The following is a 17,836-nucleotide window of genomic DNA, read 5'->3' as shown; positions in this document are numbered from 1 at the left end:
CGATCCGTGAACATTTTGGTTACACGGAAATGCGAGGTATTTTTTTCGTTAATATTGAATTTTTGTGTATATTGTTTACTTCTGAAGGGATTTATAATATTGTCCTTTTTCTGCATATTCGCGCACGATACGTTCCATATCCTCTTTATCTTCTGCATTTAATTCACGGACTACTTTTGCCGGACGACCTAATGCTAAACTATTCGGAGGAATGACTTTACCAGGAGGTACTAGGCTTCCTGCCCCAATAAATGCACCCTCTCCAATCTCTGCCCCGTCTAATATAATGGAGCCCATACCAATTAAAGCATTTTTGCGAATTGTACAGCTATGTAAAGTGACTTGGTGTCCAACTGTTACCTCATCTTCAATAATTAGCGGAAATTTTGGACTTTGATGTAAGCAACAAAGATCTTGGATACTGACACGTTTCCCAATAATGGTTGGGGAAACATCACCACGAATGACCGTATTAAACCAAATGGTTGTTTCCGCACCAATTGTTACGTCGCCCGTAACAGTTGCGTAATCAGCAATGAAGACAGATGGATCGATCTTTGGCATTTTATCTTTAAATGGATAAATCATGAAAATCGCCTCAATTCTTTCTATAATGTAGTATTATCGTATCAAATACGCAACTTTATGGAAATATAAAATTAAAATGAGCTATTTATTTCGATATAATCAATGTGTAATTATTTTTTAGGAGGACTATGTGAATGTGGAAATGGGAAGCTGAAGGACAAGCAAAGGCTGTGATTGCTATAGTTCATGGTGCATATGAAAATCACCGATGGTATGCATGGCTGATAGAGAAATTAAGATTGGAAGGCTTCCACATAGTCATGGGAGATTTACCTAATCATGGCGTGAATGCAAGGTTTGCTCGTGTCCATGATGAGGACTTCAAATTGTACAATAAATATACAAGAAATCTGATTGAGAATGCTTTTTCATATAATTTACCAACTTTTGTAATAGGACATGGGCTTGGAGCAACGTTAGTTCTTCACACAATGCAAAAGAAGCAATATGAATGTGCAGGCATTATTTTGACATCACCGTGGCTGCAATTAAAGCTTTTACCAGGTAAATTATCAAATGCTTTAACGAGTCTAAGTGCATTGACTGCAAATGTTAAAATGACTCACAATATTTCATATGAGAACCTTACACGCAATGTTGAAGGTAGGGACGAAATGAAAGATGAGGTACCATTCATGTCAGTCGTTTCAGTGAAATGGTATCGAGAGCTTCAGCAGATGATGAAAAATTTAGTGATGCTTCCAAAAGGTGAATTTCCGAATATGCCTATGCTCATTATGACAGCTGAGAAAGATAAAATTACGGAAACACGACAAACTCGAAATTGGCTCCATCAACAAGAGTTTACAGAGTTTCAATTTAAAGAATGGGCAAATTGCTATCACAATTTATTTCACGAAGTAGAACGAGAAGAGATTTTTATGTATATTCGTGATTTTATTAATAATGCTCTTCGAAGAATCGGTTATATCATTAAATAGGTTTTATCCCTTCCATTTACTAGAAGACTTACTTAAATATTGTTACTTAAATATAATGTTGTAATTTTCAGAAAAGTGTAATACTATAATGACTTAAAGTATGGTATTTTCAAATTGGAGGGGTAAAATGGAGGTAATCGTTGGTAAGTTGAATGGTATTTTATGGGGACCGTGGTTTATTTATGGTATTTTATTGATTGGACTTTTTTTCTCAATCATCACAAGGTTTCTGCAAGTAAGACACATTAAAGACATGTTTGTTTTAATGTTTAAAGGGGAGAAATCGGAAAAGGGGATTTCATCTTTCCAAGCAATGTCGATTGCATTATCAGGCCGTGTAGGTACTGGTAATATTGCTGGTACTGCAACTGCAATTGGGATGGGGGGACCTGGTGCTGTCTTTTGGATGTGGGCAATCGCTTTCATTGGTGCGGCTACCGCATATGTAGAGTCAACATTAGCACAAATCTATAAAGAAGAAAAAGATACGGAATATCGTGGTGGACCAGCCTTTTACATAGAAAAGGGAATGGGTCAAAAATGGTTTGCAGTTATTTTTGCTGTAGCTGCGTTGATTGCAATGCTAATTTTAATGCCAGGTGTGCAGTCTAACGCCATTGCAGGAGCTGTTGAAAACGCTTTTGGTCTGGATACATGGATTACAGGACTGATTATTGTAGTGTTGTTAGGTGCTATTATTATTGGGGGAGTTAAATCTATCGCGAATGCTGCCCAAATCATTGTACCGTTCATGGCATTAGCATACATTATTATGGCTATTATCATTATTGCTATGAATATTTCTGAGGTACCTGCAGTCTTTGCTTTAATTTTCTCAAGTGCCTTTGGTGCACAAGAGATTTTTGGTGGTATCATTGGTTCTGCGATAGCTTGGGGAGTGAAGCGTGGCATCTATTCCAATGAAGCTGGTCAAGGAACAGGGGCGCACCCTGCTGCTGCTGCGGAAGTATCACATCCTGCTAAACAAGGGATAGTACAAGCAGCGTCTGTGTACATTGATACATTATTAATTTGTTCAGCTACTGCATTTATGATTTTATTTACAGGTATGTACAATGTACATGATGAAAAGGCCGCTGAAGGAGCAGATCCATTTATCCATATTGGGGAATTCAATAGTGGCGGATTAGCAGGCGATGAGCAAATGACATTTGCGAAAAGTATTGAAGCAGGTGCTGCTTATACACAATATGCAGTTGATTCATCATTACCTGGTTTTGGAGCTCCATTCGTAGCAATCGCGTTATTCTTCTTTGCCTTTACAACAATTATGGCCTATTACTATATTGCTGAAACAAATGTCGCCTATTTATTCAGAGGTAGCACGGAGAAGATTTTCATTTGGATTGCGAAAATTGCCATTTTAGTTGCTGCCTTTTATGGTACAGTCCGTACATCTGACCTAGCTTGGGCAATGGGAGATGTGGGTCTTGGACTAATGGTTTGGATTAACGTTCTTGCTATTTTAATTATTATGAAACCAGCTATCGTAGCATTAAAAGATTACGAGAAACAGAAAAAAGAGGGGAAAGACCCTGTCTTTGATCCTCGTAAACTAGGCATTAAGGGTGCAGATTTCTGGGTTGATTATAATGAGCAACGTAAAAATAAATAGTAAATGACGAAGGCTATCTACTAGTTTCTATTAAACTAGTAGATAGCCTTTTGCATATATTAAATAGGAAATTCTTTCATTTTCTCTAACGCAATAACGAAGGGTGGATCATTTTGTTGATTGAGAAACTCGTATTTTAAGACATGTACATGTTTTTGTGGAAGCCTACTAACATAGTCCATGACCGTATCTCGTTCTTCCTTACCACCAGGATGACCATGATAAATAACAAGAATGATTAGGCCGCCAACCTTCAAAAGCTTTAGTAAATCCTCAATAGCTTGTGTCGTTGTAGCGGGCTTTGTAATAATGTCATGATTGCTGCCAGGTAAATAGCCAAGGTTGAAAATGGCTGCAGCTACAGGCTTGTGTACATACTGTGCTACGTCTTCATGCCCTTTATTAAGGACCAGTGCACGATGCTCTAAACCGTGATCTAAAAGACGAAGGAGTGTTGCATCAACCGCTTCTTTTTGAACATCAAAGGCATAAACTTGTCCATTATCTCCCACAAGCTGTGCTAGAAACAATGTATCATGACCGTTTCCAGCAGTAGCATCAACGACCGTATCTCCCTCATCTATACTGTCCTTTAAAAGCTGCTGTGCATATTGTAAAACACGTTGTAGTTTCATTTTGTAACCTCAGCCTTATAAAACTTCCCTTGCCAGCTGCCACGACGTTCAAGCTCGGCATCAATACCATTCAATACTTCCCATTTATTGACGCTCCACATTGGTCCAATCATTAAATCAATCGGTCCATCGCCGGTAATACGATGAATGACCATTTCAGGTGGGAGAAGTTCTAATTGATCTGCTACTAGTTTTGTATAGACATCCTGATCTAAAAATTCTAACATGCCTTTTTCATATTGCTTCACCATTGGCGTCCCTTTTAGTAGATGTAGTAAGTGGATTTTTATGCCTTGGACATCTAGCTGTGCTACTGCTCGAGCAGTTTCCATCATCATGTCATAGTCTTCAAGAGGCAGGCCATTAATGATGTGTGAGCAAACACGTATGCCGTGCTTGCGCAATTTTTCAACGCCTTCCACATAGGTTGCATAATCATGGGCACGATTAATCAGATTCGCTGTTTTTTCATGCACGGTTTGAAGACCAAGCTCAATCCATAAATACGTACGCTCGTTTAACTCTGCTAAGTATTCCACGACATCATCTGGCAAACAATCAGGGCGAGTAGCAATGGAAAGACCAACAACACCTTCTTGTGCTAAAGCAGCTTCAAATTTTTCCTTTAAAACTGGCAGTGGGGCATGTGTATTTGTATAGGCTTGGAAGTACGCCATATATTTGCCGTCCTTCCATTTCTGATGCATTTTGTCTCGGATTTCAGCAAATTGTACATCGATTGGATCTACCTTATTACCGGCAAAATCACCAGAGCCTGCAGCACTGCAAAATGTACAGCCACCAAAAGCGACTGTGCCATCACGGTTTGGACAATCAAAGCCTGCGTCTAATGCGACTTTAAATACTTTATGTCCGAATTGATCACGTAAATAGCGATTCCATGTATAATACCTTTTTCCTTCTGAAGGAAAAGGAAAATTCGTTTCTGTCATTTATTTCACTCCTCTAACGCTTTATTCTATCATGTGCTTTTCGTTCCGTCATGGGGGAAGGGCTTGATCGTTACATCAATGAAGAAAAATTGTAATGAAAACAAGAAAAAGACTTTTAAAACTTAGTTAAAGTATGATGGCATACTTGTAAAAAGGGTAAAATTATTTTTCTTGTGCTTTTAAGGTTTTCAGCATAAACTAGCTATTTAGAGAGGCGAAATAATGGAGGTCATCATATGCCAAAACGTGTTTGGTTTTTACTTATTGGAATGCTTGTGAACACAACAGGTAACTCTTTTTTATGGCCTTTAAATGCCATATATATGCATGATTATTTAGGGAAAACTTTAGCGATGGCTGGTTTTGTCTTAATGCTCAACTCTGCTGCTGGAGTATTGGGCAATCTATTAGGTGGTTACTTATTTGATAGAATCGGTGGCTATAAGGCGATTATGTTTGGCATCCTGCTAACGATTGCTTCATTAATAGGCTTAACAATTTGGCATGGTTGGCCACATTATGTGTGGTTTTTAACGATACTAGGCTTTAGTGGGGGCATCGTTTTTCCAAGTATGTTCGCATTAGCAGGGGCTGCATGGCCTGAGGGCGGACGAAAAGCCTTTAATGCGATCTATTTGGCACAGAATGTCGGTGTTGCAGTTGGCCCTGCTCTTGCGGGTATAGTGGCTGATTATCAATTTGATTATGTTTTTAAAGTGAATTTAGGCATGTATATTTTATTCTTTTTTATTGCTTTATTTACATTTAAACGTTTAGAGGCAGGCAGTATTGCCCCTAAAAATGTCGTCAGTGAAAGTAAACGAATTGTTAACAAAGCACCATTCTATGCTTTGTTAATTATTAGCGCATCCTCAGTGTTATGTTGGCTTGCATATTCTCAATGGAGTGCTACTATTTCATCCTATACTCAAGATTTAGGCTTAGGGTTAAAGCAATATAGTTTACTTTGGACAATAAATGGTTTGCTTATAGTTGTAGGTCAGCCACTCATTGCACCGCTTGTGAAAAGATGGGAAAACAATTTAAAGCGTCAGCTCGTATTTGGTGTAATTCTGATTGCCCTATCGTTTGGAATCATCGCCTTTGCGAGTGATTTTAAAATGTTTGGAGCCGCGATGCTTGTTTTAACGTTTGGTGAAATGTTCTATACCCCAGCATTACCAACCATCGCGAATCAACTCGCACCAAAAGGCCGACAAGGATTCTATCAGGGCATTATCAATAGTGCAGCGACAGGTGGTCGGATGATAGGGCCATTATTCGGTGGGATAATGGTGGATCAATTTGGCATGATACCTCTTGTATTAACTTTAGTGGTCGTTGTGCTGTTGGCTATTATTCCATGTTTAACTTATGATTATCCTTTAAAAAAGAATAATATCGTTGCAGATTAATAGTAGGCAAGGAAAAGAGCAAAAACGAGTGATCAGCACTTGGTTTTGCTCTTTTTTTATTGAAGCTATTGAAAAATAATCGATACAGGCTTACAATCATACATATTCAAATATTTGAATATGTAGTAATGTGGAGGGTGTTTTTTTATGGAAGAGGGTTTACAACAATTTAAGGCGGATTTTTTTAAAGCATTAGCACATCCGTTACGCATTAGAATACTGGAACTCCTTGTAGAAGGTCAGAAAAGTGTCAATGAGATTCAAGATTGCTTAGAGAAAGAGGGTTCTGCTGTTTCTCAGCAATTAAGTGTATTACGCGCCAAAAATATCGTTTATGGTGTGAAGGAAGGTAAAAAAGTCTACTATTCTTTAAGTGATCCAATGATTGGTGAATTACTTGGGGTGGCAAAGGATATTTTCAATAACCATTTAGTTAACACCATTTCGAGATTAGAGGAAATGACGAGCAATGAAGGTGACGAAGGCAATAAGTAAATCAAAGAAGTTGAAAAATTATGCTTTGCTTATTATTTCGAAGGGAAGATTTATCTATGAAGTCACTGTTTACAGGACGCTTTGAAGGGTATTCTGTTCATCACGTCAAGAAGGATCTATTATCCGGAATTATAGTTGGGATCGTCGCTATTCCACTTGCCATGTCTTTTGCCATTGCATCGGGGGTGAAACCCGAATATGGGATTTATACCGCCTGTATTGCGGGTATTCTTATTTCTCTTTTTGGTGGATCGAAATATCAAATTGGTGGGCCAACAGGGGCGTTTGTACCGATTTTATTAGGAATTGTCATTACCTATGGCTATGAGGATTTATTACTTGCAGGATTAATGGCTGGGATTATGCTTTGCTTAATGGGCATTTTTAAGTTAGGATCTTTAATTAAATTTATACCTCGCCCTGTTACAGTTGGTTTTACAGCAGGTATAGCAGTTATTATTTTTACAGGGCAAATTGCCAACTTTTTAGGGTTAACAAATGTTAAAAGACATGAGTATTTTATTGCCAATATACAAGAAATTATGAAGCAGCTTGGAACGACCAATATGTATAGTATTTTGACGGCTGTTATCTGTTTTGTGACAATACTGATGACGCCGAAGTTTTTCCCAAAGGTTCCTGGAGCATTAGCAGGTATTGTTGTTTCTACACTTGTGGCCACTTTCCTCTTTACAGGACATGTTGCTACGATCGCGACAGCTTATGGGCAAATTCCGAATTCATTGCCTCATTTTGCTATACCTGATATCACCTTTGAACGCCTACAACTGCTTATTGGACCAGCGTTTGTCATCGCCATGCTAGGGGGCATAGAGTCACTACTATCGGCAGTCGTTGCAGATGGGATGACGAATAGTAAGCATAACAGTAATCGAGAGCTGATTGGTCAAGGAATTGCTAATATCGTGACGCCTTTGTTCGGGGGGATTCCAGCTACAGGTGCTATTGCACGGACTGCAACTAATATTAAAACAGGTGCAGTATCGCCTATGTCAGGTATCATACACGGAGTATTTGTTTTAGTTACATTATTGCTATTAGCACCATATGCGTCTCATATTCCATTAGCAAGTATGGCTCCTGTATTGATGGTTGTAGCCTGGAATATGAGCGAACGACACCATTTCTCACATATTGTGAAATTAAAATCGGGTGACTCGCTAGTGTTATTGATTACCTTTTTATTAACGGTGTTTACAAGTCTCACATTAGCAGTGGAAGTAGGGCTTGTATTAGCTGTGCTATTATTTGCAAAACGCATGAGTGAAAAGCTTGTTGTGACAAAGGTACTCCCAGACCATTCAAACAAAAGTGGGAAGGTACAGCCCCATGTCGTTCACCAGCAGCATGATTGTCCGCAAATTAGCATGTATACAATTGAAGGACCATTGTTCTTTGGAGCTGCTCAAATGTTTGAACAAAAAATTGAAAGCACTTTGCATCAGCAACCAAGAGTTTTGATATTGCGAATGGGGAAAGTGCCCTTTATGGATTCCACTGGTGAAGCATATTTTAGCAATATCATTGAAAACTTTACAGCACAGGGTGGTAAAATTCTGGTAACAGGTGTGCAAGGTGATTTAAAAATAGCTCTTCAGCACAATGGTATTTACGATAAGGTTGGAGCGCATCATTTTTATCAGCATACTGGAGAAGCGATTACTAAGGCTCTCGGCTATTTGGACACAAAGAAATGCATCGGATGCCAGCATTTTGCTTTTCATGAATGTAAGGATTTATCAAAATCTAAGGAAGAAAAGGAATTAATTCTTCAGTAATGGGTTAGTCTGTAAACAAAGGCTTGTGCTTTTCAATACTTTCCATTAGAATAAATGCAATATCATGTAAAGACTGTGATGAGGAATAGTAAATTTGTCGTTCTTTTTAGAGAGCTAGCGGCTGGTGGGAGCTAGTAAGAAAGCAAGTTGAACTCGCCTTCTGAGTCTGCCCGCGTGAAACAGCGTGTGTCGTTTCTTCCGCGTTAAGGAAGCTTGAGCCGAGTGTAATCACTAATTTGGGTGGTACCGCGGGAGTACAAATTCTCTCGTCCCTTCTATAAGAAAGGGACGAGTTTTTTTATTTTTTAAATATTTTGTCAATTATGATGAAGAGCAACATGATTCAATCGAAGGAGGAAAAAGAATGAGTTTTAATCATCTACAAATTGAAAAAAAGTGGCAGCAATATTGGGCTAATAACAAAACATTCAAAACTGAAAATGAAACAGCGAAGCCTAAATTTTTTGCATTAGATATGTTTCCATATCCATCTGGCGCTGGACTACATGTAGGACATCCAGAAGGATATACAGCGACAGATATTTTATCACGCTTTAAACGTATGCAAGGCTACAATGTATTACATCCAATGGGCTGGGATGCTTTTGGTTTACCAGCTGAGCAATATGCACTCGATACAGGAAATGACCCAGCAGAATTTACAGCTAAAAATATTGCAACTTTTAAACGCCAAATTCAAGAGCTAGGATTCAGTTATGATTGGGATCGCGAAATTAACACGACGGATCCAGAGTATTATAAATGGACACAATGGATTTTTATCCAGCTTTATAAAAAAGGTTTAGCCTATGTGGATGAAGTAGCTGTTAACTGGTGTCCAGCGCTTGGTACGGTATTGGCTAACGAAGAAGTAATTGATGGGAAATCAGAGCGTGGTGGGCATCCAGTAGAACGTCGACCAATGAAACAATGGATGCTTAAAATTACTGCGTATGCTGATCGTTTAATCGACGACCTAGAAGAAGTTGATTGGCCAGAATCTATTAAAGATATGCAGCGCAACTGGATTGGTCGTTCAGAAGGGGCAGAAGTAACATTTGCTATTGATGGTTCAGATCAAAACTTCACGGTCTTCACAACACGTCCAGATACATTATTTGGTGCTACATATTGTGTACTTGCGCCTGAACATAAATTGGTAGAACAAATAACGACAGCTGAGCAACGTCAAGCTGTTGAGGCATATTTAGAGAAAGTGAAAATGAAATCGGATCTTGAGCGCACAGATTTAGCAAAAGAAAAAACAGGCGTATTCACAGGTGCTTATGCCGTGAATCCGATTAACGGGAAAAAAGCGCCGATTTGGATTGCTGACTATGTGTTAGTGTCTTACGGTACAGGTGCTATTATGGCGGTGCCAGCACATGATGAACGTGACTATGAATTTGCGACTGCATTTGGTTTAGACATCGTTCCTGTACTTGAGGGTGGGGACATTAGCAAAGAAGCATTTACAGGTGATGGTCAACATATTAATTCTGAATTCCTTAATGGTTTAAATAAAGAAGATGGCATTGCGAAAGCAATTGAATGGTTAGAGCAAAAAGGCGTTGGAGAGAAGAAAATTTCTTATCGACTACGTGATTGGCTATTCTCACGTCAGCGTTACTGGGGTGAACCAATTCCAATGATTCATTGGGAAGATGGCACGATCACACCTGTTCCAGAATCAGAATTACCATTAGTGCTTCCAAAAACAGATAATATCCGTCCATCGGGTACTGGTGAATCACCATTAGCTAATATCGCTGAATGGGTGAATGTTGTAGATCCAGAGACAGGCAAAAAGGGTCGACGTGAAACAAATACAATGCCACAGTGGGCTGGGTCTAGCTGGTACTTCTTACGCTATATCGACCCTACAAATACAGAGGCGATTGCAGATCCAGCGTTACTAAAACGTTGGTTACCAGTAGATATTTATATTGGAGGAGCGGAGCATGCAGTACTGCACTTACTTTACGCTCGCTTCTGGCATAAAGTTCTTTATGATCTAGGTGTTGTTCACACGAAAGAGCCATTCCATAAATTATTTAACCAAGGTATGATTCTTGGTGAAGGTAATGAAAAAATGTCTAAATCGAAAGGTAATGTTGTAAACCCAGATGAAATCATTTCATCACATGGTGCCGATACATTACGTTTGTATGAAATGTTCATGGGACCATTAGAGGCATCTGTTGCATGGTCAACAAATGGTTTAGATGGGGCACGTCGTTTCTTAGATCGTATTTGGCGTCTATTTGTTAATGAAGAAGATGGTGCCATTTCATCAAAAATTCAAGTGTCTAACGATCAAACACTTGAAAAAGCATACCACCAAACAGTGAAAAAAGTGACAGAGGATTACGAAGGTATCCGCTTTAACACAGCTATTTCACAGATGATGGTATTTATCAATGATTGCTATAAAGCTGACGTTATTCCAGCAGAGTATGCGGAAGGCTTTGTTAAAATGCTAGCACCAATGGCGCCGCATATTGCAGAAGAGCTATGGCAGCTATTAGGTCACGATTCAACACTTTCTTACGAGCAATGGCCAACATACGATGAAACGAAGCTTGTGGATGATGAAGTGGAGATTGCCGTGCAAGTGGCTGGTAAAGTCCGTGCAAAAATCGTCGTAGCGAAAGATGCTTCAAAAGAGGATATCGAAAAAGTAGCGCTTGCTGATGAAAAAGTACAAGAATATATGGCAGGAAAAAACCTAGTGAAAATCATCGTTATTCCAAGCAAACTTGTCAATATTGTCGTTAAATAAAATGATCTAAATAATAAAAATGTACATTACTAAATGAAATTTTAGTGATGTACATTTTTTATTTTTCGTGAAGAGTTTATAGTGGATAATTTAAAAAACTACACTCCATAACTATCGGAGTGCAGTTCAAATGATGATGTTTAAATAATCAATCCAACAATAATAGCTGTTAGGATACTGACAAGTGTGGCTCCGTACAATAACTTTAAGCCAAAACGAGCAACGACATTACCTTGTCTTTCATTCAACCCTTTAACTGCTCCGGAAATAATACCGATGGATGAAAAGTTGGCAAAGGATACAAGGAATACCGAAATAATGCCCAGTGTACGTTCACTCATGGACTCTGAGACGTCGCCAAGGTTGATCATAGCAACAAATTCATTCGTTACTAATTTAGTGGCCATTATTCCACCAGCTGAAACAGCGTCTGCCCATGGGATACCCATTAGGAAAGCTATTGGTGCAAAAATATAGCCCAATATTTCTTGGAAAGAAACACCGATAATCATATCAAACAATGAATTGATTAAATCCATTAATGCTACGAAACCAATTAGCATGGCTCCAACAATGATGGCTACCTTAAAGCCATCCATAATATATTCACCAAGCATTTGGAAGAAAGCTTGCTTCTGCTCATCTTCAATGGTTAAGATATCTTCCTCTTCTTTTACGGTATACGGATTAATGATGGAAACAATTATAAAACCACCAAATAAGTTTAACACAATCGCCGTTACGACATACTTTGGTTCAATCATCGTCATGTACGCGCCAACAACTGACATCGAGACGGTCGACATCGCGGATGCGCATAATGTATACATACGCTGTGGCGCAATCTTATCTAATTGTTTTTTAACTGTAATGAATACTTCCGATTGTCCAACCATTGCGGAAGCAACAGCATTATAGGATTCCAATTTCCCCATTCCACTTACTTTACTCAACAGTAATCCTATCCATTTCATGAAGAAAGGGAGAATTTTAAAATGCTGCAAAATCCCAATTAAGACTGATATAAAGACAATCGGTAATAATACAGCTAGGAAGAACGGAGACTCTCCTTCATTTGCTAATCCACCAAAAACAAATGATATCCCTGCATTTGCGTAAGACAATAAATGATCAAATACTTTGGTGATTCCTTTGATTAAAACAAAACCAATTGTCGTATTGAGTAGTAAAGCTGCCAATAAAAATTGGATGATTAACATCACCACTATATATTTATATTTTATTTCTTTTTTGTTTTTACTCATTAATAAAGCTAGGGCAAAAACAAGTAACAATCCACAAAAGGATATTAAGTATCTCATAAGTTCCTCCATAAGTATGTGTAATAGTTTTGTCCTGATGTTCTAAATTCAGAAGAACAGCTAAAGATCTTAATTAGTCAGACGTCAGACAAACAATCTCACTATAACAGTTTTTTTGCTAGTTATTCAATAGATAATAGAAAAAAAGTATGCAACAGGGCATACGAATACGATAAATACAGTTCTATAACAAGAAAAGCTCATGTCAAAACACTTTTTTATTGTGTGAAGTTTTTAAAATTTTATGACCAATGTGTAAATGAAAACGTAGGAAACCAACTAAGGAAGTGAAAGTGTATAGGCGTGTTTGGGAAGTTCTGACCATTGTGGCAAACGTACGAGTGGTGTTATTTAAAGATGCAGAAGAGGGTATTCAGGATGTATTTTTTTGCCTAATCATTATTGACGAAAACATAAAAGACATATATTTAGTTAACTACAGACTAATGCCTGACCTCCATATATTTTAGGGTTCAGGCATTTTTTCTATAGTATCGGTCTGAAGCATTAATTGATAAATGCTAGAGATCATAAAGCTAGTTGCTAATCCGTAAAGTGCATTGAAGCTTAGGGCAACGCCAATTCCTATGAGGATAGATAGCAGTATGACAAACCAACTATGTTTATGAATACGGCGATTCGTAAATAAAAGAATTAACATAAACGGCAGTATGGTAATGTGCAGGAACGCGAAAGAATAAATAACCCCTAAAATCGTTAAATCGATAGATAAGAAAAAGGTAAGTAAAATGACCGTAAGTCCAGTTAAGTAAAAATAATAGGGTCTTTTCTTCATAAAAAAACGTTTTGTTGCACGCATATCTACAAGTAAGGACGTCACAACGGCCAACAGGACAATGACAAGGAAAGCGAATGTCAGAAACCCAGGCTGTACTTCATATAAAAACGTAAAAATTAGCACTTGAAACTGACCAAAGGAGCCACTGTATAAAGCAATCATTAAAATAGCTGTAAAGGATAATGTTAATAATGCTAAAATCACGCCTGATGAAAATAGGCTTCGACGTATTTTTTTGGGCTTGATAAATGCAATTAAATACCATGTTGATTTATCGAAAAGTACTTGTCCTAAAACGGCTAATTGAATAATGACATAGAACAGGAGGATTTCGCTATTTTTAAAATAAAATAAATAAGGGTGGTATAAGCGAATGCCTTCATAAACGGTGCTTGCTCCATTTTGTACAAAGTAGTAAATAGGGATAAAAATAAGTAATGAAAACAGGGCGATGATAAATAAAATTTCTAGCCACAGTATACTTTTCACAGACATGATGCGATCAAGCAGTAACATACCGGTTAGAAATAAAAAAAGCGTAATGGGTATCGGGATATTTAACATGATTTCAGACAAGACACTAATGCTAATTAATTGAATTAACCAAAGTTCAATGCTTGTCAAAAGGTAAAACAGTCGTATCATTTTTAAATTCATACCACTCAATTTTTGTTGTATGGTAAAGAGTAAAAAGCTTTGTGTATGCTGGTTTTGCTTGTAATTCCTTTTATTTAACAAGGAGCTCAATACAATAAACGAAATAGCTGTTGCTAATGTATAACAAATGCCTGCCATAAAGCCAAAAGAAATAAGGGCTGAGGGAGAGGACAATAATAAATTACCGTTAATCCATCTTGCTAAAAGAATGATGACGCCTGCTGCTGTGCTTAAACTTGCAAATGGTACGAGCAATGAATAATTTTTTAACATAACATCAAATACCTTTACTCATTTTAGCGGATTTATATTGACGTGGCGATTGATTATACTTTTTCTTAAAGGCCACACTAAAATAGTGTTGGCTATTAAATCCACAGCTCTCCGCGATTGCAGACATGCTTGCGTCCAGGTTTTCATTTATTTTCTTCACGGCCATTTCGAGGCGGTAATTATTTATATACTCATTAATGCCAATAGACTGCTCCTCCAAAAATTTACGACTTAAGTAGCTTGGATTCAAATGGATCTTTTCTGCAATAATATTTAAACCGAGCTTTTCATAATAGTTTTCATGGATATAGGAAAGCGCACTTTGAATCGCATCATGGTTGGAGCTCCATACTTTATATTTCTCCACAATCGCATCTAATTCACTAGCAATAACAGGTTTTGTAAGATAATCTTTTACCCCGATACGCAATGCTTGCTGGGCATATTCGAAGGTCTGATAAGCAGTTACCATAATGATGTCTATTTCATACATTTCTTTTAATTCCTTGCTTAAAGTGATACCATCTTTCCCAGGCATTTGGATATCCAAAAAGGCGATAGTCATACGGTGTTTTTTAGCTAATTGCAGAGCTTGTGAGGCATCCTGAGCAGTATGGAATGTCCAATTAGGGAAATGCGGTTTTAATAAATAAATCATTTGCTCTAGCTCTAACGGCTCATCATCTGCGATTAAAATATGCATGGTGAGATTCTCCTTTCACATTCAAATTGATAGAAGGGCTAAGCGGGAACGTGAATTGTAACTGTGTAAAACTGTTCATTATTTTGAATCGAAAATAAAACATTTTCGAGACCATAAATAAGCTCAAGCCGTTGTCTAATATTTTCAAGACCATAACCTTGCTGTAATTCATCTTCTAGCTGTTCAATAGCAGTTTCTATCTTTTCTAAAGGCTGTGTATTTTTTATTTCTATTAATAAGATCTTGTCCATTTTTTTAATCGTAATGGATAACTCAGCAGGTCCTATATGCTTTTCAAAGCTATGTTTATATGCATTTTCAATAATGGTCTGCAAAATAAATGGAGGTATTTGTACAGATAGAGCTTCATCATCCATATCCTTATGAATCGTCAAACGATGTCCAAAGCGTAACTGTTGAATATTTAAATAGCTATCCATAAATTGTATCTCGTTCTTTAACGCGATTAAAACCTCATGATTATTGTATTTAAATTTAAAAAACGTTGCTAAGGCCTCAATACCCGCAACCAAATCTTCCTTACGATTGATGCGGGCTAGGCTTAGCAATGAATTTAATGCGTTAAAAAAGAAATGTGGTTGTATTTGCTGATTTAACTGAAGAATATTCGCTCGTTGTAAATCCTGCTTGAGCTCTAAACTTCTCTTTTCTTCCTCAAGGCTATCGATTTGTTTTTCGAAAATAAATATAAAAGTAAGCAGAAAAGCTCCAATAATTGGAGCAATTACACATAGGAGAATATATATGTTGAAGGTTTCTAGTTGTAACATAATGATCTCTCCATTTATTTTATAAGTGTAAGATACATTAAACTAAATTTTCTGCAAAATGGCAAGCTACCTTATGTGTTGCGGTGATTTCTCGTAATGCTGGAACTTCTGCTTTACATTTCTCTGTGGCGAATGGACAACGTGTGTGAAAGCTACAGCCAGTAGGAGGGTTAAGAGGTGACGGTAGGTCTCCTTTTAAAATAATGCGCTCCTTGCGATGTTGTTTGTCGATTACTGGAATAGAAGAAAATAATGCTTTTGTATAAGGATGATATGGCTGTGTGAAAAGGGAATGCTTATCAGCAATTTCGACCACCTTTCCAAGATACATGACCATGATACGATCTGAAATATGTCGAACAACACTTAAATCGTGCGAGATAAATAAAAATGTTAAATCTAAATCTTGTTGTAGCTGCTTTAATAAATTTAAAATTTGTGCTTGAATAGAAACGTCTAGCGCAGAAACCGATTCATCACAAATAATAATTTTAGGATTGACTGCAAGAGCTCTTGCAATTCCGATACGTTGACGCTGACCACCAGAAAATTCATGTGGATAGCGCTCTAAGTATTCAGGACGTAATCCAACAAGCGACATTAATTCAATCATGCGTGCCTCTTGTTGTTCAGGTGGTACTATTTTTTGAATAGACATGGCTTCTGTTAACATTTTACGAATGGTTCTTCGTGGGTTAAGGGATGCATACGGATCTTGGAAAATAATTTGGATGTCCTTGCGTGCAGCACGTAGCTCTTTTTTGTTCATATTCACTAAGTTTTTACCAAATAACATTACTTCTCCAGAAGTAGGTTCATCTAATCTTAAAATAGAACGCCCCGTCGTTGATTTTCCGCAGCCAGATTCTCCAACAATGCTAAGTGTTTCACCAGGCATAATGTCAAAGGAAACACCATCCACAGCTTTTACAATTTGCTGAGGACCGAAGAGCTTTTCTTTTTTTAAGAAAAAATGCTGTTTTAAATCATTTACTTGTAAGAGTGGTTGTGTTTGTTGCGCTGTTGTCATACTGTCATCTCCTTCATCATTGTTTGCCCTTGCCATTCATTGCTGTACATCCAACATCTTACTTTTTTCTCTAGCTCCACAGTCATAAGCTCAGGTTGTTGTTCATGACATAAATCTGTAGCAAATGGGCAACGTTCTGCATAACGACAGCCAACCGGATAATTGTATGGACTTGGAACAGTTCCGTGAATAGTAGATAATTCTTCTTGCTCTTCATAGAGCTTTGGTAATGATTGTATTAATCCATTTGTATAGGGGTGTAACGGTTTTTCAAAAAGACTTTCTGTTGTGCCTTCTTCTACAATCTGCCCCGCATACATCACAGCAATTTTATCGCAAATTTCTGCTACAACACCTAGGTCGTGAGTAATGAAAATAATGCTCATGCCTAATTGCTTTTGCAGATTTTGTATAATTTCAATAATTTGAGCCTGAATGGTTACATCAAGTGCCGTTGTAGGTTCGTCTGCAATTAAAACATCTGGTGTACACGCTAATGCCATTGCGATCATAATGCGCTGACGCATCCCACCGCTTAACTGGTACGGCTCCTGCTTCGCTCTTTTTTCTGGTGCAGGAATTCCCACTAGACGGATCATATCGACGGCCTTTTGCCATGCCTCTTTACGTGATAAACCTTGGTGTAAGCGAATAGATTCAGCAATTTGCTCCCCAACGGATAACACAGGATTTAGACTTGTCATAGGCTCTTGGAAAATCATTGATATTTTATTGCCTCGAATTTTGCGTAATTCCTCATCTGATAATTTTAAGATATCTGTATTATTTAAGAAAATCTCACCGTTGATGATTTTACCAGGAGGTGATGGTACTAAACGAAGTAACGATAGGGAGGTCATTGATTTCCCACAACCAGATTCACCAACAATGCCTAGCGTTTCTCCCTTTTGAAGTATAAAGGAAACACCATCCACAGCTTTGGCAACGCCTTCACTCGAATAAAAATAAGTTTGTAAATTTTTTACTTCTAACACGGTATTTTGTTTCATCGCTTTT

At 37.7% G+C, this 17,836-nt stretch carries 15 protein-coding genes and 1 other annotated feature; of the genes, 6 read left to right on the top strand and 9 right to left on the bottom strand.

All coding sequences use genetic code 11. The annotated features are described in order from the left end of the window. Positions 1-75: 75 nt before the first annotated feature. Positions 76-588 (bottom strand): gamma carbonic anhydrase, encoded by a 513-nt coding sequence (locus tag MKY46_RS17785; protein ID WP_036118752.1) that lies wholly within the window; start codon positions 586-588, stop codon positions 76-78. Between the two features lie 134 nt (positions 589-722). On the opposite strand from MKY46_RS17785, the gene MKY46_RS17780 reads away from it, so the two are divergent. Together MKY46_RS17780 and MKY46_RS17775 are read left to right on the top strand one after the other, a co-directional pair. Continuing rightward, entirely contained in the window at positions 723-1,529 is an 807-nt protein-coding gene (locus MKY46_RS17780; protein WP_036118754.1) for an alpha/beta hydrolase, read from the top strand. 127 nt (positions 1,530-1,656) lie between these two features. Next, positions 1,657-3,165, top strand: a complete 1,509-nt coding sequence (locus MKY46_RS17775) for an alanine/glycine:cation symporter family protein (protein ID WP_036118756.1) — start codon at positions 1,657-1,659, stop codon at positions 3,163-3,165. A 59-nt stretch (positions 3,166-3,224) separates the two neighbouring features. On the opposite strand, the gene MKY46_RS17770 is transcribed toward MKY46_RS17775, so the two are convergent. Together MKY46_RS17770 and MKY46_RS17765 are read right to left on the bottom strand one after the other, a co-directional pair. Beyond that, positions 3,225-3,800 carry a class I SAM-dependent methyltransferase gene (locus tag MKY46_RS17770; RefSeq protein ID WP_036118758.1) on the bottom strand — a complete coding sequence of 192 codons (576 nt, stop codon included), beginning with the start codon at positions 3,798-3,800 and terminating at the stop codon, positions 3,225-3,227. Further along, the gene (locus MKY46_RS17765; RefSeq protein WP_036118760.1) at positions 3,797-4,753 is read right to left on the bottom strand and encodes a TIGR01212 family radical SAM protein; all 957 of its coding nucleotides are present in this window, start codon (positions 4,751-4,753) and stop codon (positions 3,797-3,799) included. Before MKY46_RS17765 ends, MKY46_RS17770 begins: the two co-directional genes overlap by 4 nt. 236 nt (positions 4,754-4,989) lie before the next feature. On the opposite strand from MKY46_RS17765, the gene MKY46_RS17760 reads away from it, so the two are divergent. The 4 genes from MKY46_RS17760 (at position 4,990) to leuS (ending at position 11,244) form a co-directional block, all read left to right on the top strand. Further along, the gene (locus MKY46_RS17760; protein ID WP_036118761.1) at positions 4,990-6,168 is read left to right on the top strand and encodes an MDR family MFS transporter; all 1,179 of its coding nucleotides are present in this window, start codon (positions 4,990-4,992) and stop codon (positions 6,166-6,168) included. Positions 6,169-6,315: 147 nt separating this feature from the next. Beyond that, positions 6,316-6,663 (top strand): ArsR/SmtB family transcription factor, encoded by a 348-nt coding sequence (locus MKY46_RS17755; protein WP_036118762.1) that lies wholly within the window; start codon positions 6,316-6,318, stop codon positions 6,661-6,663. A gap of 56 nt (positions 6,664-6,719) precedes the next feature. Further along, positions 6,720-8,462: a SulP family inorganic anion transporter gene (locus tag MKY46_RS17750; protein WP_036118763.1), complete on the top strand. Its 1,743-nt coding sequence runs from the start codon at positions 6,720-6,722 to the stop codon at positions 8,460-8,462. A gap of 66 nt (positions 8,463-8,528) precedes the next feature. Further along, positions 8,529-8,739, top strand: a binding site (T-box leader). Between the two features lie 87 nt (positions 8,740-8,826). Further along, positions 8,827-11,244, top strand: a complete 2,418-nt coding sequence (gene leuS / locus MKY46_RS17745; RefSeq protein ID WP_036118764.1) for a leucine--tRNA ligase — start codon at positions 8,827-8,829, stop codon at positions 11,242-11,244. 140 nt (positions 11,245-11,384) lie between these two features. Here the strand turns inward: leuS and MKY46_RS17740 are convergent, their stop codons facing one another. From MKY46_RS17740 to MKY46_RS17715, 6 genes are all read right to left on the bottom strand, one after another. Then, positions 11,385-12,566: a NupC/NupG family nucleoside CNT transporter gene (locus MKY46_RS17740; RefSeq protein WP_036118765.1), complete on the bottom strand. Its 1,182-nt coding sequence runs from the start codon at positions 12,564-12,566 to the stop codon at positions 11,385-11,387. A 466-nt stretch (positions 12,567-13,032) separates the two neighbouring features. Further along, positions 13,033-14,295, bottom strand: a complete 1,263-nt coding sequence (locus tag MKY46_RS17735; RefSeq protein ID WP_036118766.1) for a hypothetical protein — start codon at positions 14,293-14,295, stop codon at positions 13,033-13,035. Between the two features lie 4 nt (positions 14,296-14,299). Beyond that, positions 14,300-14,998 carry a response regulator transcription factor gene (locus MKY46_RS17730; protein ID WP_036118767.1) on the bottom strand — a complete coding sequence of 233 codons (699 nt, stop codon included), beginning with the start codon at positions 14,996-14,998 and terminating at the stop codon, positions 14,300-14,302. 38 nt (positions 14,999-15,036) lie between these two features. After that, positions 15,037-15,789, bottom strand: a complete 753-nt coding sequence (locus tag MKY46_RS17725; RefSeq protein ID WP_036118768.1) for a sensor histidine kinase — start codon at positions 15,787-15,789, stop codon at positions 15,037-15,039. A gap of 37 nt (positions 15,790-15,826) precedes the next feature. Further along, on the bottom strand, positions 15,827-16,819 hold the full coding sequence (locus MKY46_RS17720; RefSeq protein WP_036118769.1) for an ABC transporter ATP-binding protein: 993 nt from the start codon (positions 16,817-16,819) through the stop codon (positions 15,827-15,829). Then, positions 16,816-17,829, bottom strand: a complete 1,014-nt coding sequence (locus MKY46_RS17715) for an ABC transporter ATP-binding protein (protein ID WP_036118770.1) — start codon at positions 17,827-17,829, stop codon at positions 16,816-16,818. The genes MKY46_RS17720 and MKY46_RS17715 overlap by 4 nt, the downstream gene beginning before the upstream one ends. Positions 17,830-17,836 lie beyond the last annotated feature (7 nt).

It is taken from the genome of Lysinibacillus sp. FSL M8-0355, from assembly GCF_038008985.1.
Lineage (GTDB): Bacteria > Bacillota > Bacilli > Bacillales_A > Planococcaceae > Lysinibacillus > Lysinibacillus fusiformis_D.
The sequence above is the reverse complement of the archived record's forward strand: the minus strand, read 5'-3'. Positions and strand labels throughout refer to the sequence as shown.